Origin of the sequence: Mycetohabitans endofungorum (assembly GCF_037477895.1) — a bacterium.
Lineage (GTDB): Bacteria > Pseudomonadota > Gammaproteobacteria > Burkholderiales > Burkholderiaceae > Mycetohabitans.
This window is the reverse complement of sequence record NZ_CP132745.1, coordinates 606,959-633,700: the sequence shown is the minus strand read 5'-3', so window position 1 is coordinate 633,700 and position 26,742 is coordinate 606,959. Positions and strand designations below refer to the sequence as shown.

1 protein-coding gene is annotated in these 26,742 nt (G+C 58.3%); it reads left to right on the top strand.

The window, feature by feature from the left end; all coding sequences use genetic code 11:
- The first annotated feature begins 179 nt into the window (after positions 1-179).
- Positions 180-26,306: a non-ribosomal peptide synthase/polyketide synthase gene (locus RA167_RS14850; protein WP_422393168.1), complete on the top strand. Its 26,127-nt coding sequence runs from the start codon at positions 180-182 to the stop codon at positions 26,304-26,306.
- Positions 26,307-26,742: the final 436 nt, after the last annotated feature.

Here is a 26,742-nt window from a genome sequence, read left to right as displayed (position 1 = left end):
ACGATTGTGATCTTAAACAGATCCAGCATCGGCTCAAAACGGGATATACACAAGCCATGGCACCCAATGTCGAAGATTTCTACGCATTGGGCGAATCGTTGGGTTATTGGGTCGGTGTCACATGGTCGGAACAGGCCGCTCCAGCATGTATCGATATTGTACTGGTAAAAACAGGCGACATGGCTTGCGCGATTCCTACGGATCTCTACCTGTCGCCTTCCTCTAGCAGCGAACAATCCCCTCATGCTTATGCCAATAACCCGACAAGCTTAGATCAGTTTGCGGATATTCGTCAGTATGTCGCAGCACGACTACCCGAATACATGGTGCCGGCCGCTTTCATGCGCCTGGATGCGTTGCCGCTTACGCCGAACGGCAAGCTTGACCGCCGTGCCTTGCCAGCGCCAAGCAGCGCGCTGTCTGAGCAAAGGTATGAGGCACCGCAAGGGGAATTTGAGACCACGCTCGCGGCAATCTGGCGTGAACTGCTTGGCGTTGAGCGTATTGGCCGTCAAGACAGCTTTTTTGCACTGGGTGGTCATTCGTTGCTTGCGGTACGCATGATTGAACGCTTGCGCCGCGTTGGGTTGACAGTCTCGGTACGCACGTTGTTCGATTCGCCTACCTTGGCTGCCCTGGCTCAATCGCTCAACCCGCACCGTGAAGTGACGGTGCCGCCCAACGTGATTACGCCCGACACTACCGCAATCACGCCGCAGATGTTGCCTCTGATCGATTTGACCCAAGCGGACATTGATCGAATTGTTGAGCAGGTGCCGGGTGGAGTAGCGAACATTCAAGATATTTATGCGCTTTCGCCGCTGCAGGACGGGATTTTATTTCACCACTTGCTGACCACTGACGGCGACCCGTATCTGCGGATGGTTCAGAAATCATTTGATGATCGGCAGGCGCTCGATCACTACCTCGATGCGGTCCGGCAGGTCGTTAATCGTCACGATATTTTGCGCACGGCCTTTGTGTGGGACGGACTGTCTACACCTGCCCAGGTTGTCTGGCGCCATGCTCCGCTATCGACGACTGAGCTTGTTTTAGACCCAGCCCAGGGATCTGCCACCGAGCAATTGACCCATCGCTTCAATCCTCGTCGTCACCGTATCGATTTAACTCAAGCCCCGTTGATGCATTTCGTCATCGCGCGAGATAGCGATGGTTGCTGGCTGCTATTTGAGTTGGTGCACCATCTAATCGATGATCACGCGACACTGGAAGCCATGCATACCGAGGTGCAGGTTTTCCTGGATGGTCGGGGCGATACTTTGCCACCGGCTTCACCCTTCCGTAACTTGGTTGCGCAGGCACGCCTGGGCGTGAGTCAAGAAGCCCATGAACGCTTCTTTACCGACATGCTTGCTGACGTGGATGAGCCGACACTGCCGTTTGGGCTTGCCGATGTGCATCGTGACGGCGCGCAAGTGACCGAAGCGCAGCACGCGTTGTCACAGGCATTGAACGATCAGTTGCGTGCGCAAGCCAGACGTTTGGGTGTGAGCGTGGCCAGCTTATTTCATCTGGCGTGGGCGCAGGTGCTCGCGCGTGCGAGTGGCCAGCAGCGGGTGGTGTTTGGCACAGTATTGTTCGGGCGCGTGCAAGGTGGCAATGGCACGGGCAGCGCGATGGGGCCGTTTATCAATACACTGCCGCTGAGAGTGGAACTAGACCGTAGCGTTGAGGATGGCGTGCGGGATGCACAAGCACGCTTGGCCGCGTTGCTTGAACACGAACATGCGTCGCTGGCACTCGCGCAGCGTTGCAGTGGCGTGCCGGCGGGCACGCCACTCTTTAGCGCGCTGCTTAATTACCGACGCAATGTGGTGCGGCTGGGCGATAAACAATCGGGGGAAGGTGCGGGTTTTTTAGATGTAGAAGGGCGTACCAACTACCCACTCACGCTGTCGGTGGATGATGCCGATCGAGCGTTAAGGCTCAGTGTTCAAGTGGCACGGCCGTTTGACGCAAACCGTGTGTGTGGTTATATGCAGCAGGCACTGGAAAGCCTAACGCAAGCGCTCGAATATTCGCCAAACTTACCGGTTTGGCACTTAGAAGTGCTGCCTGGCGAAGAGCGTGCACTGCTGCTTCAGACATGGAACGCGACACAGCGCGAGTATCCGGCACACCGGTGTGTGCACCAGTTATTCGAAGACCAGGTGGCGCGCACACCCGAGGCGACGGCGCTGGTGTATCAGGACCAGGTGCTTAGCTATGCGCAGCTCAATGCAGAGGCCAACCGCCTCGCGCATCGGCTTATCGATCTGGGCGTTGAACCCGGTCACTCTGTTGCCACGCTGCTTGAGCGCTCGATTGATTTGGTGGTTGCGCAGCTAGCCATCCTCAAGGCAGGTGCAGCTTACGTACCGATTGATCCGCGCGCGCCCACAGAGCGACAAAGCTGGATCGTAAGCGATTGTGCAGCGCAGTTGTTGCTCACTGATGCGCACACCGAAGGTGCGGCTGCGCTGCCCACAGCACTAATGCGTCTGGACTTGTCAGATAAAGCGCAAACTGAGCACTTTCCAACGACGTGCCCACAACTGGCCGGCCGTAGTGTTGATACGGCTTATGTGATGTATACGTCGGGCTCCACCGGTATGCCCAAGGGCGTACGGGTGCCGCACCGAGCGATTGCGCGGCTAGTGATCAACAATGGCTATGTTGATGTTGGAGCGAATGATCGCATCGCATTGGCGGCCAATCCAGCTTTTGACGCGAGCACCTTTGAGGTCTGGGCGCCGTTATTAAATGGCGCGGCGGCGGTCGTGATCGATCATGACACGGTGCTGACGCCAGCGCTGTTTGCACAAACGCTGCGCGAACAGCGTATTAGTGTTTTGTGGTTGACCGTGGGTTTGTTCAATCAAATGGCCGTGGAATTGGGCCCAGTCTTTCCCCAACTCAAGGCTTTGATTGTCGGAGGTGACGCACTAGATGCGAGCGTGGTGGCGCAAGTGCTGCGCGATTCGCCTCCTCAACAGTTGATCAACGGTTATGGTCCGACCGAGAGCACTACATTTGCGACGACTTATAGGATCACGGCGGTGCCCAAGGGCAACGTCAATATTCCGATTGGTCGGCCGATTGCAAACACCCAAGTTTATCTGCTCGATGCACACGGCCAGCCGGTGCCGCTAGGTGCAGTTGGCGAGCTGTACATTGGTGGTGCAGGGGTTGCACAGGGCTATCTGAACCGCCCGGAGCTGACTGCCGAGTGCTTTGTGCGTGATCCGTTCTCAGATGAAGCGGATGCACGAATGTATAAGACGGGCGATCTGGCGCGTTATTTGCCGGATGGAAACCTAGAGTTTGTCGGGCGCAACGATGAGCAGGTCAAGATCCGCGGTTTTCGCATTGAGCCCGGTGAGATCGAGGCGTGCCTGGTGCAACACGCGCAGGTGCGCGATGCGGTGGTGCTTGTGCGGGGCGAAGGCGTGGAGAAGCGGCTGGTCGCGTACGTGGTGGCGGAGGCCGATGAGCAGCTGGTTAGCGAGCTGCGCACGCATGTGGCTGCTCGCTTGCCCGAGTATATGGTGCCGGCTGCATTGGTGCGGTTGGATGCGTTGCCGTTGACGGCCAATGGCAAGCTGGATCGGCGCGCGTTACCTGAGCCAGATGCTGGTGCACTCGCGCATCAAGCGTATGAAGCGCCGCAAGGCGAATTGGAGACCACGCTGGCCCAAATCTGGGCCGAATTGCTCGAAGTGGAGCGTGTGGGTCGGCACGACAGCTTTTTTGCACTCGGGGGCCATTCGCTGCTGGCGGTGCGCTTGATGAACCGAGTCAGCGCGCTGGGTGCCGACGTGCCGCTTGCGACCCTCTTTGCATCGCCGACGCTGGCCGCGTTTGCGGCGGTGGTGAGTGCGCAACTGAACCAGCAAACCAGTGCGCTGCCTGAGATCACACCGGTCCCACGCGAAGGCGTCTTACCGCTGTCGTTCGCGCAGCAGCGGCTATGGTTTCTCGCACAACTTGATAAGACCAGTGCTAACTATCATATCCCGTTTGTCCTGCATGTGCGTGGGCCATTAAACCGAGTCGCATGGCAGCAGGCATTGGATGCACTCCTCGCCCGTCATGAAGCGTTGCGCTCGACGTTTGTGAGCGTCGAGGGTCAGCCGCAGGTGCAGCTGTTGCCGGCTGACACGGGCGTGCCGCTGCGCTGGCATGATTTGCGTGGAGTACCCGATGCCGATGCGCAGCTGTCGCGTTTGACTGCCGATGAAGTGCACGCGCCGTTCGATCTGGCGCGTGGACCGCTGATGCGTGTATGCGTCATTCAGCTCGCCGATGACACCTATCAGTGCGTGTTCACGCAGCATCATATTGTGTCGGACGGCTGGTCGCTTGAAGTGCTGATAAGAGAACTCAGTGCATTGTACGCGGTAAGCGTTGGGGCGCAAGCCGATCCGCTGCCGCCGCTGACGATCCAGTATCCAGATTACGCGGCTTGGCAGCGTCAATGGCTGTCGGGTGAGCGGCTTCAAACGCAGAGCGACTACTGGCGCGCGACACTGGCTGATGCGCCGGTGCTGCTGGAACTACCGACGGACCGGCCGCGCCCGGCACAACAGTCGTTTGCTGGTGCACACGTGCCGGTGCAGATCGATGCATCGACTACGCAAGCGCTTAAGCGCTTAAGCGCGGAGCATGGTACGACGCTATTTATGACGGTGCTCGCCGCGTGGAGCGCGGTGCTCGCGCGCCTGTCAGGTCAGGATGATTTGGTCATTGGCACGCCCAGTGCCAATCGGGGGCATGCTGCGATCGAGCCGTTGATTGGCTTCTTTGTCAATACGCTGGCGTTGCGTGTCGACTTATCTGGCGAGCCTAATACGAGCGAACTGCTTAAGCGCGTGCGGTGCACGACGCTGGACGCGCAGGCGCATCAAGATCTGCCGTTCGAGCAAGTGGTCGAGATCGTGCAGCCGCCGCGTCGATTGAATCATACGCCGCTGTTTCAGGTGATGTTTGCGTGGCAGAGCAACGAGATAGGGCAATGGAGCTTACCCGAGCTGGATGTCAAGCCTGGTGAGCTTAATTACGACATGGTCAGGTTTGACCTGGAAATGCATTTGTATGAGGCAGGTGAGCAGATCACTGGTTCGTTACATTATGCGAGTGCGCTGTTTGACCCCACGACGATCGAGCGGCACGTAGGGTATCTGAAGACGATGTTGCAGGCGATGGCGGCTTGCCCACAGCAACCGGTGGCAACACTGCAGATGCTGGGAGCGGATGAGCGTCAGTTGCTGCTTCAGACATGGAACGCGACGGCGGCTCCCTATCCAGCTCCCCAATGCATTCATCAGTTGTTCGAGGCGCAGGTGGAGCGCAGCCCGGAAGCCACTGCACTGGTGTATGAAGCGCAGACACTGAGCTATGCGCAATTGAACGCCCGGGCCAACCGTCTCGCGCATCGGCTCATTGAATTGGGCGTCAAGCCAGATACCCGAGTGGTGCTCTGTGTCGAGCGCTCGCCGGCAATGGTCGTGGGGCTATTGGCGATTCTGAAGGCCGGCGGTGCGTATGTGCCGCTCGATCCCGCGTATTCGTCCGAGCGTCTCACGCATATTCTCGCCGATACCGCACCCACGATCGTGTTAGCTGATGCGGCTGGGCGCGCTGCGCTCGGTGATGCTGTACTGACCTCGTGCACGGTAATTGACCCCAATAGGCTGCCGGAGGCAGCGGATACCAATCCGTCAGTGTCAGGCCTGACGGCGCACGGTCTCGCCTATGTGATTTATACGTCCGGCTCGACCGGGACGCCCAAGGGCGTGATGGTCGAACATGCCCAAGTGGTGCGGCTGTTTGACGCGACCCACTCGTGGTATGGCTTCAATGAGCACGATACCTGGTGCCTATTCCACTCGTTTGCGTTCGATTTTTCCGTGTGGGAACTCTGGGGCGCGTTACGTTACGGTGGCAAACTGGTCATTGTGCCCCATCATACTGCCCGCTCTGCCCAAGCGTTTCACCAATTGGTCTGTGAGCAAGGCATCACCGTATTAAACCAAACACCTAGTGCGTTTAAGGCCTTTATCGCTAGCCAAGCACAAAGCGCCTTATCGGATCAATTACGCTATGTGATCTTTGGTGGGGAGGCGCTGGAGCCCGCCATCTTGCAGGCATGGTATGCCACGCGCGATGAACGCCGTCCGCAATTGGTCAACATGTATGGGATTACCGAAACCACTGTGCATGTGACTTACCGGCCGCTTCGACAACAGGACAGTAAGCAAGCGGATAATCCGATTGGCGTACGGATCCCAGACCTGAAGATCTATCTGCTCGATGCGCACGGGCAGCCGGTGCCGCTCGGTGCGGTGGGGGAACTGTACATTGGTGGGGACGGTGTGGCACGGGGCTACCTGAACCGTCCTGAGTTGACTGCCGAGCGCTTTGTGCGCGATCCGTTCTCGGATGCACCGGATGCGCGGATGTACAAGACGGGCGATTTGGCGCGCTATTTGTCCGACGGCAATCTGGCGTACGTAGGTCGCAACGATGATCAAATTAAGATGCGCGGCTTTCGCATTGAGCCTGGAGAGATCGAGGCATGCCTGGCTGCACACACACAGGTGCGCGATGTGGTGGTGCTCGTGCGAGGCGAGGGCCTGGACAAGCGGCTTATCGCGTACGTGGTGGCCGAGCCGGATGACGCGCTGGCTAGCACGTTGCGCACGTATGTGGCCGCTCGCTTGCCCGAGTATATGGTGCCGGCCGCGTTTGTGCGGTTGGATGCGTTGCCACTGACGCCGAATGGTAAGCTGGATCGGCGGGCGCTACCTGAGCCAGACGCTGACGCGCTCGCGCATCAAGCGTATGAAGCGCCGCAAGGTGAGCTGGAGTTGACGCTGGCGACGATTTGGTCGGAGCTACTGGGTGTCGAACGTGTGGGCCGGCACGATAGCTTTTTTGCACTCGGGGGCCATTCACTGCTGGCGGTGCGGTTGATGAACCGAGTGGGTGCGCTCGGTGCCGACGTGCCACTTGCGGCCCTCTTTGCATCGCCGACGCTGGCCGCGTTCGCGGCAGGGGTGAGTGCGCAGCTGAACCAGCAAGGCACCGCATTGCCTGAGATTACGCCTGCCTCGCGCGAAGGCGCGTTGCCGCTGTCGTTTGCGCAGCAACGGCTATGGTTCCTTGCGCAACTCGATGAGGTCAGGGGTACCTATCACATCCCGCTTGTGCTGCGTGTGCGCGGGCCTTTCGATCGGGCCGCCTGGCAACAAGCGCTGGATGCCCTGTTCGCGCGCCACGAAGCGCTGCGCTCGATATTTGTCAGTGTCGACGGACAGCCGCAGGTGCGGTTGCTGCCGGCCGACACGGGCATGCCGCTGCACTGGCACGATCTGCGGGGCGTGCCGGATGCCGATGCGCAACGGGTGCGTTTGACCGCCGATGAAGTGCACGCGCCGTTCGATTTGGCGCGCGGTCCGCTGATGCGCGCATGCGTCGTTCAACTCGCCGACGATGACTATCAGTGCGTGCTCACGCAGCACCATATTGTGTCGGACGGCTGGTCAATCGACGTGTTGGTCCGCGAGTTGAGCGCGCTGTACGCCGCGAGCGTGGGGGCGCAAGCCGATCCCCTGCCGCCGCTGGCGATCCAGTATCCGGATTACGCGACCTGGCAGCGTCAGTGGCTGTCGGGCGAGCGGCTTCAAACGCAGAGCGACTACTGGCGCACGACGCTCGCTGACGCGCCGGTGCTGCTGGAACTACCGACGGACCGGCCGCGTCCGGCGCAGCAATCGTTTGCCGGCGCGCACGTGCCGGTGCGGATCGATGCGCAAACCACGCGCGCACTGAAGCGCTTGAGCGCGGAGCATGGCACGACGCTATTTATGACGGTACTTGCCGCATGGAGCGCGGTGCTCGCGCGCCTGTCGGGCCAGGACGATTTGGTCATTGGCACGCCCAGCGCGAACCGGGGGCACCGCGCAATCGAGCCGTTGATTGGTTTTTTTGTCAATACGCTGGCGTTGCGCGTCAATCTGGAGGACGAGCCGACGACCGCGCAACTGCTCGAGCGCGTGCGGCGCACGACGCTGGACGCGCAGGCGCATCAAGACCTGCCGTTCGAGCAAGTGGTTGAAGTGGTGCAGCCGCCGCGCCGGCTCAATCACACGCCGTTGTTTCAGGTGTTGTTCGCGTGGCAGAGCAATGAGACAGGGCAGTGGCGCTTACCTGGGCTGGATGTCACGCCTGACGAACTCGATTACGACATCGCTAGGTTTGATCTTGAACTGCATCTGTATGAGGCAGGCGAGGAGATCACCGGGTCATTGCATTATGCGAGTGCGTTGTTTGACCCCGCGACGATCGAGCGACATGTCGGGTATCTGACGACGATGTTGCAGGCGATGGTGGCTCGCCCACAACAACCGGTGGCAACACTGCAGATGCTGGGAGCGGATGAGCGTCAGTGGCTGCTTCAGGCGTGGAACACGACGGCGGCTCCCGACCCAGCCCACCCGTGCATTCATCAATTGTTTGAGGCGCAGGTGGAGCGCAGCCCGGAAGCCACTGCACTGGTGTATGAAGCGCAGACACTGAGCTATGCGCAATTGAACGCCCGGGCCAACTGCCTCGCGCATCGGCTCATTGAATTGGGCGTCAAGCCGGACGCTCGAGTGGCGATTTGCGTCGAACGTTCACCGGCGATGGTCGTAGGGCTATTGGCGATCCTGAAAGCGGGCGGCGCGTATGTGCCGCTCGATCCCGCGTATCCGCCCGAGCGCCTCGCGCATATTCTTGCTGATACCGCGCCGGCCATCGTGCTGGCCGATGCGGCAGGCCAGTCTGCGTTGGGCGACACGGTTCTGGCTTCATTCACCGTACTGGATCCGAACGTACTGCCAGAGAGCGCGACCACCAATCCACAGGTGCCTGGGTTGAGTGCTCGTCATCTGGCGTATGTGATTTATACGTCCGGCTCGACCGGCATGCCAAAGGGCGTGATGGTCGAGCACGCCCAAATTGCCCATTTATTTGATGTCACGCAACTGGACGATGCGCAGAAGAAAGATCAAGCGTCGATGAGCCATCCAGTTTGGATGCGGCAAGCGTATGGACTGACGCCTGACGATCGTGTCCTGCAAAAGGCGCCTTTGACTTTCGATGTGTCGGTCTGGGAGTGCTTTTGCACGTTGCTCAATGGCGCGACCCTCGTCGTGGCAGCACCCGGTGTGCATAGGGATCCGTCTGCGTTAGTGGAGTTGATGATCCGGCAGCGCATCACGACGGTTCATTTTGTGCCTTCCATGCTCGGCATGTTCCTCGCCACTGACGGTGTTCAGCGCTGCACGACGGTCAAACGCGTGCTTTGCACGGGAGAAGCCCTCACGAGTGCGCAGGTTCGGCTTTGTCAGCGTCTTTTACCGCACGCCCAACTGCATAACTTGTATGGCCCCACCGAGGCAACGATTGGTGTGGCAGCGTGGACTTGCCCAGCAGAGTATACGGAGGACACTATTCCGATTGGTCGGCCCATTGCCCACAACCGACTTTACCTACTGGACAGATACGGTCAGCCGGTGCCGCTGGGGGCGACCGGCGAGTTGTACATCAGTGGTGCAAGTGTCGTGCGCGGTTACTTGAATGGCCCCGACCTGACCGCCGAGCGCTTTTTGCTCGATCCGTTCAGCGATCGTGAGGACGCGCGCATGTATAAAACGGGTGACTTGGCGCGTTACCGGCCTGACGGGAATTTGGCGTTTCTGGGACGCAATGATCACCAGGTCAAGATTCGAGGTCTTCGAATCGAGTTGGGCGAGATTAAAACATGCCTGGTTAGACACCCACAGGTACAAGAAGCGGTAGTACTTGCGCTGGGTGAGGGCCTGGACAAGCGGCTCGTCGCGTACGTGGTGGCCGAGCCGGATCAACAGCTTGCCCATACGTTGCGCGCGTATCTTACGGCTAGACTGCCTGACTACATGGTGCCGGCCGCGTTTGTGCGGCTCGATGCGTTGCCGTTGACGCCCAACGGCAAGCTCAATCGACGTGCGTTACCCGAACCAGACGCGAGTGCGCTGGCGCAGCAAGCGTATGAAGCGCCGCAAGGCGAATTGGAGACGACGCTCGCGACGATTTGGACGGAGCTACTCGGGGTGGAGCGTGTTAGCCGGCATGACAGTTTCTTTGCGCTCGGGGGCCATTCGCTGCTAGTGGTGCGTTTAATGAACCGAGTTGGCGCGCTGCTCGGTGCTGACGTGCCGCTGACGGCCCTCTTTGCATCGCCGACGCTGGCTGCGTTCGCGGCGGTGGTGAGCGCGCAACTGAACCAGCCAGTCAATACATTACCTGAGATCACGCCGATCTCGCGCGAAGGCAGCTTGCCGCTGTCGTTCGCGCAGCAACGACTATGGTTCCTCGCGCAACTCGATGGAGTCAGTGGTACCTATCACATCCCGCTTGTGCTGCGTGTGCGTGGGCCTTTTGATCGGGCTGCGTGGAAGCAAGCGCTGGATGCGCTGTTCGCGCGCCACGAAGCGCTGCGTTCGACGTTTGTCAGTGTCGACGGTCAGCCGCAGGTGCAGCTGTTGCCAGCCGACACAGGCGTGCCGCTGCACGGGCATGATCTGCGCGGCGTGCCGGATGCCGACGCGCAGCTGACACGCTTAAGTCGCGATGCAGCGCACGCACCGTTTGATCTGGTGCAGGGGCCGCTGATCCGCGCGTGTGGCATCCAATTGGCCGATAACGAGCACAGGTTAGTGCTCACGATGCACCATATCGTGTCGGACGGTTGGTCGTTTGGCGTGCTGGTGCGTGAGTTAAGCGCGCTGTACGCCGCGAACGTGGGGGCGCAAGCCGATCCCCTGCCCGCGCTGACGATCCAGTATCCGGATTACGCAGCCTGGCAGCGTCAGTGGCTGTCGGGCGAGCGACTTCAAACACAGAGCGATTACTGGCGCACGACGCTCGCGGACGCGCCGGTGCTGCTGGAACTACCGACAGATCGGCCGCGTCCGTCTCAGCCATCATTTGCCGGCGCGCACGTGCCGGTGCGGATCGATGCGCGAACCACGCAAGCGCTCAAGCGCTTAAGCGCTGAGCACGGTACGACCCTGTTTATGACGGTGCTCGCGGCGTGGAGCGCGGTGCTCGCGCGCCTGTCGGGCCAAGATGATTTGGTCATTGGCACGCCCAGCGCCAACCGGGGGCATGCTGCGATCGAGCCGTTGATCGGCTTTTTTGTCAATACGCTGGCGTTGCGCGTGAATTTAAAAGGCGAGCCGACGACAACGCAGTTACTTGAGCGCGTGCGGCGCACGACGCTGGACGCGCAGGCGCATCAAGATTTGCCGTTTGAACAAGTGGTCGAGATCGTGCAGCCGATGCGCCGGCTCAATCACACGCCACTGTTTCAGGTGATGTTTGCGTGGCAGAGTGGTGAGCTAGCGCAATGGCGACTGCCGAATCTGGGCGTCACGCTTGACGATCTTGATTACGACATTGCTAGGTTCGACCTTGAGCTGCACTTGTATGAGGCAGGCGAGGAGATCATCGGGTCATTGCATTATGCGAGTGCGTTGTTTGACCCCGCGACGATCGAGCGACACGTGGGATATCTGACGACGATGTTGCAGGCGATGGCGGCTTGCCCACAACAGCCGGTGGCAACACTGCAGATGCTGGGAGCGGATGAGCGTCAGTTGCTGCTTCAGACATGGAACGCGACGGCGGTTCCCTATCCAGCCCACCAATGCATTCATCAGTTGTTCGAGGCGCAGGTGGCGCGCAGCCCGGAAGCCATTGCACTGGTGTATGAAGCGCAGGCACTAAGCTATGCGCAATTGAACGCCCGGGCCAACCGTCTCGCGCATCGGCTCATTGAATTGGGCGTCAAGCCGGACGCTCGAGTGGCGATTTGCGTCGAACGTTCACCGGCGATGGTCGTAGGGCTATTGGCGATCCTGAAAGCGGGCGGCGCGTATGTGCCGCTCGATCCCGCGTATCCGTCCGAGCGCCTCGCGCATATTCTTGCCGATGCCGCACCAATGATCGTGCTGGCCGATGCGGCTGGCCAGGCCGTACTGGACGAGGCGGCACTCGCTTTACAGCCCGTACTCGATCCCAATCAGTTGCCGTCGCTGGCGCATACTAATCCGTCGGTGTTGGACCTCACCGCCCGAAACCTTGCGTACGTGATTTATACGTCGGGTTCTACTGGCACCCCGAAGGGTGTCATGATCGAACATGCGCAAGCGAGCAATTTCTTGTGCTGGGCAATAAAAACGTTTAGTCCAGCGCAAACACGGCACACGCTGTTTGCGACCTCGATCAATTTCGATCTTTCTGTCTTTGAATGCTTTGTGCCGCTGGTGCAAGGCTCAACTTTTCACTTAGTCGATGATGCATTGGCTTTGCTCAATTATTCTCAGCCGGTTTCGCTGATCAATACGGTACCTTCTGCGGTGCAGTCTTTGCTGGAGCATCGGGCGAGCCTATCGTCAGTAGCCGCAATTAATTTGGCAGGCGAGCCGTTGACAGAGCCCTTGATTGAGCGGATTTTTGAGCAGTCATCGGTTCAGCGGCTGTGCAACCTCTACGGACCTTCAGAAAGTACGACCTATTCGACCTGGCTGTCGATTCAGCGTGGCGAACCCTTGGTCGAGAGCATCGGCCGGCCAATTGCGAACACGCAAGTTTATCTACTGGACACGTATGGCCAGCCGGTGCCGCTAGGCGCGGTCGGTGAGATTTACATCGGCGGAGCCGGTGTCGCTCGTGGCTATCTGAACCGTCCAGAATTGACGGCTGAGCGCTTTGTACCTAATCCGTTCTTGGGTGCGCCCGACGCGCGCATGTACAAGACGGGTGACCTGGCTCGCTATCGGCCCGATGGCAATTTGGCGTTTGTTGGTCGCGGTGACCAGCAAGTCAAGATTCGCGGTTACCGGATTGAGCCGGGTGAAATCGAGGCGGTTCTTCAACGTCACCCTGCTGTGGCGCAAGCTGCTGTTATCGCGCGCGAAAATCGTTTGGGAGATAAGCAGTTAGTTGGCTATGTTGTGCTTGGCGATACTTCTCATCAATCTGATTTTGCAGAAGAGGCAAACCAAGTCGACGAATGGCAAAGCGTCTACGATGCCTATTACAGTCATGAACAAGATTATCCTTTCGGCGAGGATTTTAGTGTCTGGAAGAGTAGCTACGATAGCCAGCCGATTCCGTTGTCGGCTATGCAAGCGTGGCGCGCCGATGCGGTTGAGCGTATTCGTGCGCTGCAACCGCGGCGGGTGCTGGAGATTGGCGTAGGCACGGGACTGCTACTCGCGCACCTGGCGCCGCATTGTGAAGCGTATTGGGGCACGGACTTTTCCGCGCCTTCCATCGAGACATTACGCGCTCAGTTGGCGCAGCAGCCGGAACTGGCCTCTCATGTTCAATTGCGCACACAGGCTGCGCATATCACCGAGGGTTTACCGTCAGGGTATTTCGATACCATCGTGATCAACTCGGTGGTGCAATATTTCCCCAGTGCCAGCTATTTAATGGAGGTGGTCCGCCAAGCGATGGACCTGCTGGTGCCCGGTGGGCGTGTTTTCATCGGTGACGTGCGCAACCTTAACCTGCTGAACTGTTTTACTACCGCGGTGCAGTTGCACCAAGCCGATTCGGCTACCGACGACAGGTCGAGCGTCGGGCGGCGTATCCAGCAAGCGCTGCTTGCCGAAAAAGAGCTGCTGCTAGCGCCCGCTTTCTTCAGCGCACTGCCGGACAGCATCGACACGATTGCGGCGGTCGATATCGAGCTTAAGCGCCGTGATTACGATAATGAATTGAGCCGCTATCGCTACGACGTGGTGTTATGCAAAGGGCCCGTCAACACATTGTCCCTTGCTCAAGCGCCGCAGCTGCGTTGGGGACGCGGGATAGTCGAGATCGAGGCGCTACAGACATTGCTTGCGACGGAGCGTCCCGCCCAGCTGCGCATCACGGGTGTGCCAAATGCCCGGCTAGCACTGGAGATGGAGGCGATGCAGGCGCTTGAGCATAGCGATGATATCGGTCTAATTCAGCGTCAGTTCATGACCGGCGATGCGCAAACGATCGGATTGGAGCCTGAGGCATTTTCCGCTCTAGGAGGATCATTCGGATACTGGGTCGGCATCACTTGGTCAGAATATGATGCCCTTGCTTGCATGGACGTCGTGTTCGTGCAAGCCAGCGAGATGGCCCAAGCGATGCCCACCGATGTGTACCTTCGGCCTTCGGGCGACGCTCAAGCGTCACCGTTCAGCTACGCGAATCAACCGGCTAGCTTTGATCCCTTTGCAGACGTTCGCCGCTATGTGGCGACACAGCTGCCTGATTACATGGTGCCGGCCGCGTTTGTGCGGTTGGATGCGTTGCCGTTGACGCCTAATGGTAAGCTCGATCGACGTGCGCTACCTGAGCCGGAGGCCGACGCACTCGCGCATCAAGCGTATGAGGCACCGCAAGGTGAGTTGGAGGCCACGCTCGCGACGATCTGGTCGCAGCTATTGGGCGCCGAGCGTGTCGGCCGGCATGACAGCTTCTTTGCCTTGGGTGGCCATTCGTTGCTGGCGGTGCGTCTGATGAACCGGGTCAGGGCGCTCGGTGCTGAAATGCCGCTGACAAGCTTATTCGCGTCGCCGACGCTGGCCGCGTTTGCAGCGGTGGTGAGTGCGCAGTTGAATCAGCCAGTCAACGCATTGCCTGAGATCACACCGATCTCGCGCGAAGGCAGCTTGCCGCTGTCGTTCGCGCAGCAGCGACTATGGTTTCTCACACAACTTGATGAGACAAGTTCTAATTATCATATTCCGCTTATCCTGCATTTGCATGGGCCACTGAACCGGACCGCATGGCAACAAGCGCTGGATGCGCTGTTCGCGCGCCACGAGGCGCTGCGCTCGACGTTCGTGAGTGTCGAGGGTCAGCCGCAAGTGCAGCTGTTGCCCGCCGATGCCAGCGTGCCGCTGCACTGGCATGACCTGCGCGAAGCGCTGGATGTCGAAGCGCAACTAGCGCGCTTAAGTCGCGGCGCAGCGAGCGCACCGTTTGATCTGGCGCGTGGTCCGCTGATGCGCGCGTGCGTGATCCAATTAGCCGACGACGAGCACGTACTGGTGCTGACAAAGCACCATATTGTGTCGGACGGCTGGTCGATTGGCGTGCTGGTGCGCGAGTTGAGTGCATTGTACGCGGCAAGCGCAGCCGGCCAAGTCGATCCGCTGCCACCGCTGGCGATCCAGTATCCGGACTATGCGGCCTGGCAGCGTCAGTGGCTATCGGGTGAGCGGCTTCAAGCGCAGAGCGACTACTGGCGCACGACGCTGGCCGATGCGCCGGTGTTGCTGGAACTACCAACAGACCGGCCGCGCTCGGCGCAACAGTCGTTTGCCGGCGCGCATGTACCGGTGCAGATCGATGCGCGAACCACTCGTGCACTGAAGCGCTTGAGCGGTGAGCATGGCGCGACGCTGTTCATGACGGTACTTGCCGCGTGGAGCGCGGTGCTTGCGCGCTTGTCGGGCCAGCAGGATCTGGTCATTGGTACGCCCAGCGCGAACCGGGGGCATGCCGCAATCGAGCCGTTGATTGGCTTTTTTGTCAATACGCTGGCGTTGCGCGTAAATTTAGAAGGCGAGCCGACGACAACGCAGTTACTTAAGCGCGTGCGGCGCACGACGCTGGACGCGCAGGCGCATCAAGATTTGCCGTTCGAGCAGGTCGTGGAGATTGTGCAGCCACCGCGTCGGCTCGAGCATACGCCGCTGTTTCAGGTGATGTTCGCGTGGCAGAGCAATGAGACAGGGCAGTGGCGCTTACCTGGGCTGGACGTCACGCCTGGAGAGCTTGATTACGACATGGTCAGGTTCGACCTGGAAATGCATCTGTATGAAGCAGGTGAGGAGATTATTGGGTCGTTGCACTATGCGAGTGCGCTGTTTGACCCCGAGACGATCGAACGGCACGTGGGATATCTGACGACGATGTTGCAGGCGATGGTAGCCTGCCCACAGCAACCGGTGGCAACGCTTCAAATGCTGGATCCGGATGAGCGTCAGTTACTGCTTCAGACATGGAATGCGACACAGCGCGAGTATCCGGCACACCGGTGTGTGCACCAGTTATTCGAAGACCAGGTGGCGCGCACACCCGAGGCGACGGCGCTGGTGTATCAGGGCCAGATGCTTAGCTATGCGCAGCTCAATGCAGAGGCCAACCGCCTCGCGCATCGGCTTATCGATCTGGGCGTTGAACCCGGTCACTCTGTTGCCACGCTGCTTGAGCGCTCGATTGATTTGGTGGTTGCGCAGCTGGCCATCCTCAAGGCAGGTGCAGCTTACGTACCGATTGATCCGCGCGCGCCCACAGAGCGACAAAGCTGGATCGTAAGCGATTGTGCAGCGCAGTTGTTGCTCACTGATGCGCACACCGAAGGTGCGGCTGCGCTGCCCACAGCACTAATGCGTCTGGACTTGTCAGATAAAGCGCAAACTGAGCACTTTCCAACGACGTGCCCACAACTGGCCGGCCGTAGTGTTGATACGGCCTATGTGATGTACACGTCAGGCTCCACCGGTATGCCCAAGGGCGTGCGGGTGCCGCACCGAGCGATCGCGCGGCTAGTGATCAACAATGGCTATGTTGATGTTGGAGCGGATGATCGCATCGCATTGGCGGCCAATCCAGCTTTTGACGCAAGCACCTTTGAAGTCTGGGCGCCGTTATTAAATGGCGCGGCGGCGGTCGTGATCGATCATGACACGGTACTGACGCCAGCGCTGTTTGCGCAAACGTTGCGCGAACAGCGTATTAGTGTTTTGTGGTTGACCGTGGGTTTGTTCAATCAAATGGCCGTGGAATTGGGCCCAGTCTTTCCCCAACTCAAGGCCTTGATTGTCGGAGGCGATGCACTAGATGCGAGCGTGGTGGCGCAAGTGCTGCGCGATTCGCCTCCTCAACAGTTGATCAACGGTTACGGCCCGACCGAGAGCACTACATTTGCGACGACTTATAGGATCACGGCGGTGCCTGAGGGCAACGTCAATATTCCGATTGGTCGGCCGATTGCAAACACCCAAGTTTATCTGCTCGATGCACACGGCCAGCCGGTGCCGCTAGGTGCAGTTGGCGAGCTGTACATTGGTGGCGCGGGGGTTGCACATGGCTATCTGAACCGCCCGGAGCTGACTGCCGAGTGCTTTGTGCGTGATCCGTTCTCAGATGAAGCGGATGCGCGAATGTATAAGACGGGCGATCTGGCGCGTTATTTGCCGGATGGAAACCTAGAGTTTGTCGGGCGCAACGATGAGCAGGTCAAGATCCGCGGTTTTCGCATTGAGCCCGGTGAGATCGAGGCGTGCCTGGTGCAACACGCGCAGGTGCGCGATGCGGTGGTGCTTGTGCGGGGCGAAGGCGTGGAGAAGCGGCTGGTCGCGTACGTGGTGGCGGAGGCCGATGAGCAGCTGGTTAGCGAGCTGCGCACGCATGTGGCTGCTCGCTTGCCCGAGTATATGGTGCCGGCTGCATTGGTGCGGTTGGATGCGTTGCCGTTGACGGCCAATGGCAAGCTGGATCGGCGCGCGTTACCTGAGCCAGATGCTGGTGCACTCGCGCATCAAGCGTATGAAGCGCCGCAAGGCGAATTGGAGACCACGCTGGCCCAAATCTGGGCCGAATTGCTCGAAGTGGAGCGTGTGGGTCGGCACGACAGCTTTTTTGCACTCGGGGGCCATTCGCTGCTGGCGGTGCGCTTGATTGAGCGCCTGCGCCGTATTGGTCTGGGGGTGTCTGTACGTGCGCTATTTGACAGACCCACGTTGAGTGCGTTGGCTCAATCGCTGGGTCAGCACCGTGAAGTGGCGGTGCCTCCGAATGCGATCACCCCTGACACGACCACGCTGACACCGGAGATGCTGCCACTGATTGACCTGACCCAAGCTGACATCGATCGGATCGTCGCGCAGGTGCCGGGTGGGGTGGCAAATATCCAAGATATTTATGCATTGTCACCGCTGCAAGACGGTATTTTATTTCACCATCTACTGGCTAGCGACGGTGATCCCTATCTATTGATCTTTCAAAAGGCCTTTGCCAATCGGGAACGGCTCGATTGCTACCTTGATGCAGTTCGGCATGTCGCCGATCGCCACGATATTTTGCGCACCGCGTTTATCTGGGAAGATATGTCCACGCCTGCCCAGGTCGTCTGGCGTTACGTGTCGCTACCGATTACTGAACTTGCGTTGGATCCGGCTGACGGGCCGATCACCGAGCAACTGGCCCAGCGCTTTAATCCTCGTCGGCATCGCATCGATTTAACTCAAGCCCCCCTGATACATTTCGCCGTTGCGCGAGACAGCGATGGCCGCTGGTTATTAGTCGAATTGGTGCATCATTTAATCAACGATCATTCGACACTAGAAGTCATTAATAATGAAGTGCAGGCTTTCATTGAAGGACGGGGCGACACATTGCCACCAGCCCAACCGTTCCGTAACCTGGTCGCGCAGACCCGCCTGGGTGTAAGTGAAGAGGAGCATGCGCGCTTCTTTACTGACATGCTGGCTGACGTGGAGGAACCCACGCTGCCGTTCGGGTTAGAGGATGTACATTGCGATGGTAGTCAAATCGCCGAGGCGCGCCGAGCGCTGCCACAAGAGTTAAACGATCGACTGCGCGCACAGGCCAGAAACTTGGGCGTGAGTTTAGCTAGCTTGTGCCATTTGGCGTGGGCGCAAGTATTGGCGCGTGCGATTGGCCGGCAGCAAGTGGTGTTTGGCACGGTGCTGTTTGGGCGGATGCAAGGAGGGGACGGCGCGGACAGTGCGATGGGGCTGTTCATTAATACGTTGCCGCTGCGTGTGGATTTGTACGGTAATGTTGAGCACAGTGTGCGAAACACACACGCGCGCTTGGCCGCACTGCTCGAACACGAACATGCGTCGTTGGCACTTGCGCAGCGCTGCAGTGGAGTGCCGACAGGCAAGCCACTGTTTAGTGCGCTACTCAACTATCGGCATAATGTGGCGCCTTTGGCTGACAGCTTGATGGTCGACGGTGTCGAGTTATTAAGCGCAGAGGAGCGTACTAATTATCCGCTGACATTGGCAGTGGACGATTCTAAGCAAATTTTAAGCTTGGGCTGCCAAGTGGCGCAGCCACTCGATCCAAATCGTGTGTGCGGGTATATGCAGCGGGCATTGGAAAGCCTTGTCGAAGCACTCGAGCATGCGCATGACAAACCGGTTCAGCAACTGGAGGTGATGCCCGAAGACGAGCGAGCCTTGCTGCTCGAAACATGGAATATGACGCAGCGCGATGATCCGTCGCATCGGTGCGTGCACCAATTGTTCGAAGAGCAGGTAGCTACAACACCTGAAGTCATTGCACTTACCTTTAAAGAACAGCGAATTAGTTACACGGCACTCAATGCCCAGGCAAATCGTTTAGCCCACCGGCTGATCCGGTTGGGGGTGGTGGCGGAGACGCCAGTGGCCGTGCTAATGCAACGCTCGCCCGAGCGCGTGGTGACAGCGCTGGCCATCCTTAAAGCCGGCGGCGTCTATATGCCGCTGAACGAGCAATGGCCTGATAGCCGGCTGCACACGTTATTGGGTGAAACACGCGCGCCCATCGTGCTGACGGATCGCCCATTGCAAGCGCGCTGCGATGCGTTCAGTGCGCATGTCATTGCCGTTGATGCTGATGCGTCACTCGCTCAGGAGCCAAGCGATAACCCTACGGTGGCGTGCTCACCCGAGCAACTGGCGTATTTGATGTACACGTCGGGTTCGACTGGTCAACCCAAAGGGGTGGGCATTGTGCATCGCACGGTGCGCTATATGGCCTTAGACCGGCGCTTGTCCGCCGTGCGCGATCGCGTGCTGCTGCATTCGTCGCACGCCTTTGACGTGTCCACGTATGAGCTGTGGACGCCGCTGCTCTGTGGTGGTCAGGCCGTCATTGTGCCGCCGGGCGAATTGGACGTGCATGTGCTGCAAGAGACCATCCGAGCGCATCAAGTGAGCGCGCTATGGTTGAGCGCAGGGCTGTTTCAAGTGATGGCCGAAGGTGACTTGAGCTATTTGCGCAGCGTGCGTCAGCTGACGGTGGGCGGCGATATTGTCTCCGCCGCGGCGGCGCAGCGCGTGCTTGAGCACTGTCCAACCCTGCGCTTTATCAACGGATATGGGCCGACCGAGACGACCATTGCCACGTGCCATCTGATCGAGGCACCGTATCAAGCGCAAGCGTCGATGCCGATCGGCACGCCGCTGGATAATGCCACGGCTTACGTGTTGGACGCGTGCTTGCGTCCGGCGCCGGTGGGTGTCGTGGGGGAATTGTATATAGCCGGTGAGGGCGTAGCCAGGGGCTACTTCAATCGACCGGGGCTGACCGCCGAGCGCTTCATTGCTCACCCATTCGATGCGAGCGGTGCGCGGCTGTACCGGACGGGCGATCTGGCGTATTGGCGCTCGGATGGCGCGCTGGAGTTTATCGGCCGGGCGGACCAGCAAGTCAAGATTCGAGGCTTTAGGGTTGAGCCGGGCGAGATTGAGGCGGTGCTGCAGCGTCACCCGGGCGTGGCGCAAGCTGCGGTGATTGCTCGAGAGGATCGGGCGGGCGATACGCAGCTGGTGAGTTACATCGTACCCGATGAAGCCCCTGCCGAGCGAGATCTCGCGACGGAGGCAAACCAAGTCGAAGAATGGCAGAAGGTCTACGATACGTATTATCAAGACGACGCAGACTATTCTTTTGGTGAAAACTTCAACATTTGGAAGAGCAGCTACGATAGCCAGCCGATTCCGTTGTCGGCTATGCAAGCGTGGCGTGCCGATGCGGTTGAGCGTATTCGTGCGCTGCAACCGCGGCGAGTGCTGGAGATTGGCGTAGGCACGGGACTGCTACTCGCGCACCTGGCGCCGCATTGTGAAGCGTATTGGGGCACGGACTTTTCCGCGCCTTCCATTGAGACATTACGCGCTCAGTTGGCGCAGCAGCCGGAACTGGCCTCTCATGTTCAATTGCGCACACAGGCTGCGCATATCACCGAGGGTTTACCGTCAGGGTATTTCGATACCATCGTGATCAACTCGGTGGTGCAATATTTCCCCAGTGCCAGCTATTTAATGGAGGTGGTCCGCCAAGCGATGGACCTGCTGGTGCCCGGTGGGCGTGTTTTCATCGGTGACGTGCGCAACCTTAACCTGCTGAACTGTTTTACTACCGCGGTGCAGTTGCACCAAGCCGATTCGGCTACCGACGACAGGTCGAGCGTCGGGCGGCGTATCCAGCAAGCGCTGCTTGCCGAAAAAGAGCTGCTGCTAGCGCCCGCTTTCTTCAGCGCACTGCCGGACAGCATCGACACGATTGCGGCGGTCGATATCGAGCTTAAGCGCCGTGATTACGATAATGAATTGAGCCGCTATCGCTACGACGTGGTGTTGCGCAAAGGGCCCGTCAACACATTGTCGCTTGCTCATGCGCCACAGCTGCGTTGGGGACGCGGGATAGTCGAGATCGAGGCGCTACAGACATTGCTTGCGACGGAGCGTCCCGCCCAGCTGCGCATCACGGGGGTGCCGAATGCCCGGCTAGCGCTGGAGATAGAGGCGATGCAGGCGCTTGAGCATAGCGATGATATCGGTCTAATTCAGCGTCAGCTCATGACCGGCGACGCGCAAACGATCGGATTGGAGCCTGAGGCATTTTCCGCTCTAGGAGGATCACTCGGATACTGGGTTGGCATCACTTGGTCAGAATATGATGCCCTTGCTTGCATGGACGTCGTGTTCGTGCAAGCCAGCGAGATGGCCCAAGCGATGCCCACCGATGTGTACATTCGGCCTTCGGATGATGCTCAAGCATCACCATTCAGCTACGCGAATCAACCGGCCAGTTTTGATCCCTTTGCAGACGTTCGCCACTATGTCGCGACACAGCTGCCTGATTACATGGTGCCGGCCGCGTTTGTACGGTTGGATGCGCTGCCGTTGACGCCTAATGGCAAGCTCGATCGACGTGCGCTACCTGAGCCAGACGCCGACGCACTCGCGCATCAAGCGTATGAAGCACCGCAAGGTGAGTTGGAGGCCACGCTCGCGACGATCTGGTCGCAGCTATTGGGCATCGAGCGTGTTAGCCGGCATGACAGCTTCTTTGCTCTCGGGGGGCACTCGCTGCTGGCGGTGCGGTTGATGAATCGGGTCAGGGCGCTCGGTGCTGAAATGCCGCTGACAAGCTTATTCGCGTCGCCGACGCTGGCCGCGTTCGCGGCGGCGGTGAGTGCGCAGTTGAATCAGTCAGCCAACTCATTGCCTGAGATCACACCGATCTCACGCGAAGAAAGCTTGCCGCTGTCGTTCGCGCAGCAGCGACTATGGTTCCTCTCGCAGCTCGATGGGGTCAGTGGTACTTATCACATGCCGCTTGCGCTGCGTGTGCAAGGAGTGTTCGATCGGGCCGCATGGCAACAAGCGCTGGATGCGCTGTTCGCGCGCCACGAGGCGCTGCGCTCGACGTTCGTGAGTGTCGAGGGTCAGCCGCAGGTGCAGCTGCTGCCGGCTGACACGGGCGTGCCACTGCACTGGCATGATCTGCGTGGCGTGTCTGATGCCGACGCGCAGCTGTCGCGCTTGAGCGCCGATGAAGCGTGTGCGCCGTTCGATCTGGCGCGCGGCCCGCTGATGCGCGCATGCGTGATCCAATTAGCTGACGACGAGCACGTACTGATGCTGACAAAGCACCATATCGTGTCGGATGGCTGGTCGATTGGCGTGTTAGTGCGAGAACTCAGTGCATTGTATGCGGCAAGCGCAGCCGGCCAAGTTGATCCCCTGCCAGCGCTGGCGATCCAGTATCCAGATTACGCCGCCTGGCAGCGTCGGTGGCTGTCGGGCGAGCGGCTTCAAACGCAGAGCGACTACTGGCGTAGGACGCTGGCCGATGCGCCGGTGCTGCTGGAACTCCCGACGGACCGGCCGCGCCCGGCGCAACAGTCGTTTGCTGGTGCACACGTGCCGGTGCAGATCGATGCATCGACCACGCAAGCACTTAAGCGCTTAAGCGCGGAGCATGGCACGACGCTATTTATGACAGTGCTTGCCGCGTGGAGCGCGGTGCTCGCGCGCCTGTCAGGCCAGGATGATTTGGTCATTGGCACGCCCAGTGCCAATCGAGGACATGCTGCGATCGAGCCGTTGATTGGCTTCTTTGTCAATACGCTGGCGTTGCGTGTCGACTTATCTGGCGAGCCCAATACGAGCGAACTGCTTAAGCGCGTGCGGTGCACGACGCTGGACGCGCAGGCGCATCAAGATCTGCCGTTCGAGCAAGTGGTCGAGATCGTGCAGCCACCGCGTCGGCTCGAGCATACGCCGCTGTTTCAGGTGTTGTTCGCCTGGCAGAGTAACGAAACAGGACAGTGGCGTCTACCTGGACTGGACATCATGCCTGCTGGGCTCGATTACGACGTGGTCAGGTTTGACCTGGAAATGCATTTGTATGAAGCAGGTGAAGAGATTATTGGGGCATTGTGCTATGCGAGTGCATTGTTTGATCCCACGACAATTGAGCGGCACATAGGGTATCTAAAGACGATGTTGCAGGCGATGGTGGCCTACCCACAGCAACCGGTGGCAACGCTTCAAATGCTGGATCCGGATGAGCGTCAGTTACTGCTTCAGACATGGAATGCGACAGCGTCTCCCTACCCAGCCGACCAGTGCGTTCATCAGGTGTTCGAGGCACAAGTGGAGCGCAGCCCGGAAGCCACTGCATTGGTGTATGAAGCGCAGACGCTGAGCTATGCGCAATTGAACGCACGAGCCAACTGCCTCGCGCATCGGCTCGTTGAATTGGGTGTCAAGCCGGATGCCCGAGTGGCGATTTGTGTCGAACGTTCACCGGCAATGGTCGTGGGACTATTGGCGATCATGAAGGCGGGCGGCGCGTGTGTGCCACTTGATCCCGCGTATCCGTCCGAGCGCCTCGCGCATATTCTTGCCGATGCAGCGCCAACGATCGTACTCGCTGATGCAACGGGTAGGGCCACATTGGGGGAAGCGGCGCTTGCGTGCCGAACCGTACTTGAGCTCGATGCACCGCTCGATCAAGCTGCACCCAACCCGCGGGTAGCCGGACTGACTCCTCGTCATCTTGCCTATGTCATCTACACGTCTGGTTCCACCGGCACGCCGAAGGGCGTGATGATCGAGCATGTGCAAATTGCACGCTTATTGGAGGCTACAAAGCCTCATGGTACGTTAAATGAAGACCAGGTGCTGATCGACCGACAGCGAGGTTACGGTCTAAGACCTGCCGATCGCGTTCTCCAAAAAGCACCCTTTAACTTCGATGTATCAATTTGGGAGCTTTTTTGGACGTTGCTCAATGGCGCCACTCTTGTGATAGCAGACGCCGACGTTCATAAAGACCCTGTTGCCTTGAGGGATCTCATTGTCCGGGAGCGCATCACGACGGTTCACTTTGTACCCTCCATGCTCAGCATTTTCTTGGATACTGAGGGTGTTCAGCGCTGCACATCGGTGAAGCATTTGATTTGCGGTGGCGAAGCACTGTCCGGTGCGACTGTCCAGCAGTGTCAAATGCTGTTGCCTGACACGCAAGTTCATAACTTGTATGGCCCCGCTGAAAATCCCATTGGTACAACATTTTGGACTTGTCCAGTGGCCTGTACAGAGGACAATATTCCGATTGGGCGGCCCATCGCGAACACCCAAGTTTACTTGCTTGATGCATACGGCCAGCCGCTTCCGCTCGGTGCGGTCGGCGAGCTGTATATCAGTGGTGACGGTGTGGCTCGCGGCTATTTGAACCGTCCTGATCTGACCGCTGAGCGTTTTGTGCTCAACCCTTTCTCAACAGAGCCCGGCGCGCGGATGTATAAAACCGGCGATTTGGCTTGTTACCGACCCGACGGCAATTTGGAGTACTTGGGCCGCAATGATGACCAGGTCAAGGTTCGCGGCTTTCGCATTGAACTGGGTGAGATCAAGGCGTGCCTTGCCCAACATCCACAGGTGCGTGATGCGGTGGTGCTCGTGCGGGGCGAGGGCCACAACAAGCGGCTTGTCGCGTATGTGGTGACCGAGGCCGACGAGCAATTGGCTAGTACGTTGCGTGCCCATGTAGCCGCTCGCTTGCCCGACTATATGGTGCCGGCTGCATTCGTGCGTTTGGATGCGTTGCCACTAACACCCAACGGCAAACTGGATCAACGCGCGCTGCCTGAACCGGATTTGACACCGGTTCAATATCGTATCCCTCGTACGCCGCACGAACAGACATTAGCGGAGCTTTTCGCAGAAGTGCTGAATTTGCCTCGTGTAGGCATTGATGACAGTTTCTTCGACCTGGGCGGTCATTCGTTGTTGGCCATGCGTTTAATTGACCGTATTCGCAAGACTTTGAAGGTTGATCCTAGCATTCGTATGCTATTTGAAGCGCCCACTGTGGCTGGTTTGGCACAACGCTTGACCCAGTTTAATAGTGTGCAAGAAAGCGCATTTTCTGTCTTGCTTCCTCTTAAGCCTAAAGGAAGTCGCCGTCCTCTTTTCTGCATGCATCCTGGATTTGGTTTGAGTTGGAGTTACATTAGCCTGTCAAGTTTTCTAGACACCGACCAACCTCTCTATGGGTTGCAAGCCCGTGGGTTTGATGGGACAAGGCCACTTCCGTCAAGCATTGACGACATGGTGTCAGACTACCTAGAGCACATTCGCCAAGTTCAGCCAGAAGGGCCTTACTACCTGTTAGGTTGGAGCCTGGGAGGCATAGTCGCTCACAGCATGGCGGTTCGGCTTGAACAGCAAGGTGAAAAGGTGGCGTTGCTAGCTTTACTGGATATTTTTCCAGGATCGTATTTGCTGGACAGCAAAGGCGAAGTTGACCAAGCGATGGTTAATGCCGCGCTCGCCGAACATTATGGTGATGAATTTATTGGAGCCATGAGTGATGATTTTTTAAAAAATGCTCTTGAAATTGCAAAAAATAATCCACTTCTTTTAAAAGATTTTCATCCGGCAGTGTATGCGGGTAATGCGATATTCTTCCGGGCCACTCAAGCGGGAGCTGAATATGATGTACTAATCTCCCCTGATGTATGGAAGCCCTACATACTTGGAAATATAGAAGTCTACGATGTGCACTGTAGCCACGGAGCAATGCTCAGGCAGGAACCAGCGGCGGTAATTGGCGAAATTTTAGCTCGTAAATTGAGTGAGCTGGCAGATAAACAAATCCAAGGAGAGGCTGATGCAGTACGGTAAAATTTTGCAAAATAATATTGCCAGGCCTGACGATAATTATGGCACTCCTTGCTCTTATATGGCTTGCACTTGTCAGGTTAAATTATATGATAAATGGCGCGAAATTCGCTGCTTGTGTCGATTGTGTTGCGTGTACAGTTGTCACTTGTGCCAACAGGGTAATGGCCTTCCCGATATTGCTTTAAAAGATACATTAACCGTGAAGGCACAGTGCAGAGCGGGACGGCCGATAATTGAAAAATTTATGTTGTTTAATAAATATCCGTGTAGTGTATAGAATTCGCCTAACTGGTTCCGGTGATGATGTTGACACTAAAAGCATGATGCATAGATTGAGTTATTTAAGCTGTTTTGATTGGCTGAATGCGGGCTAAATTTTGGCGGGACCTTAACGTGAATGTTTGATAATTAAGGTTGAGTAAAAATTTTTTTAAAA

What these genes read in the sequence shown, in the direction of transcription:
- RA167_RS14850 (WP_422393168.1), top strand. Translation starts at nt 180, where the DNA reads ATGGCTTGCGCGATTCCTACGGATCTCTACCTGTCGCCTTCCTCTAGC.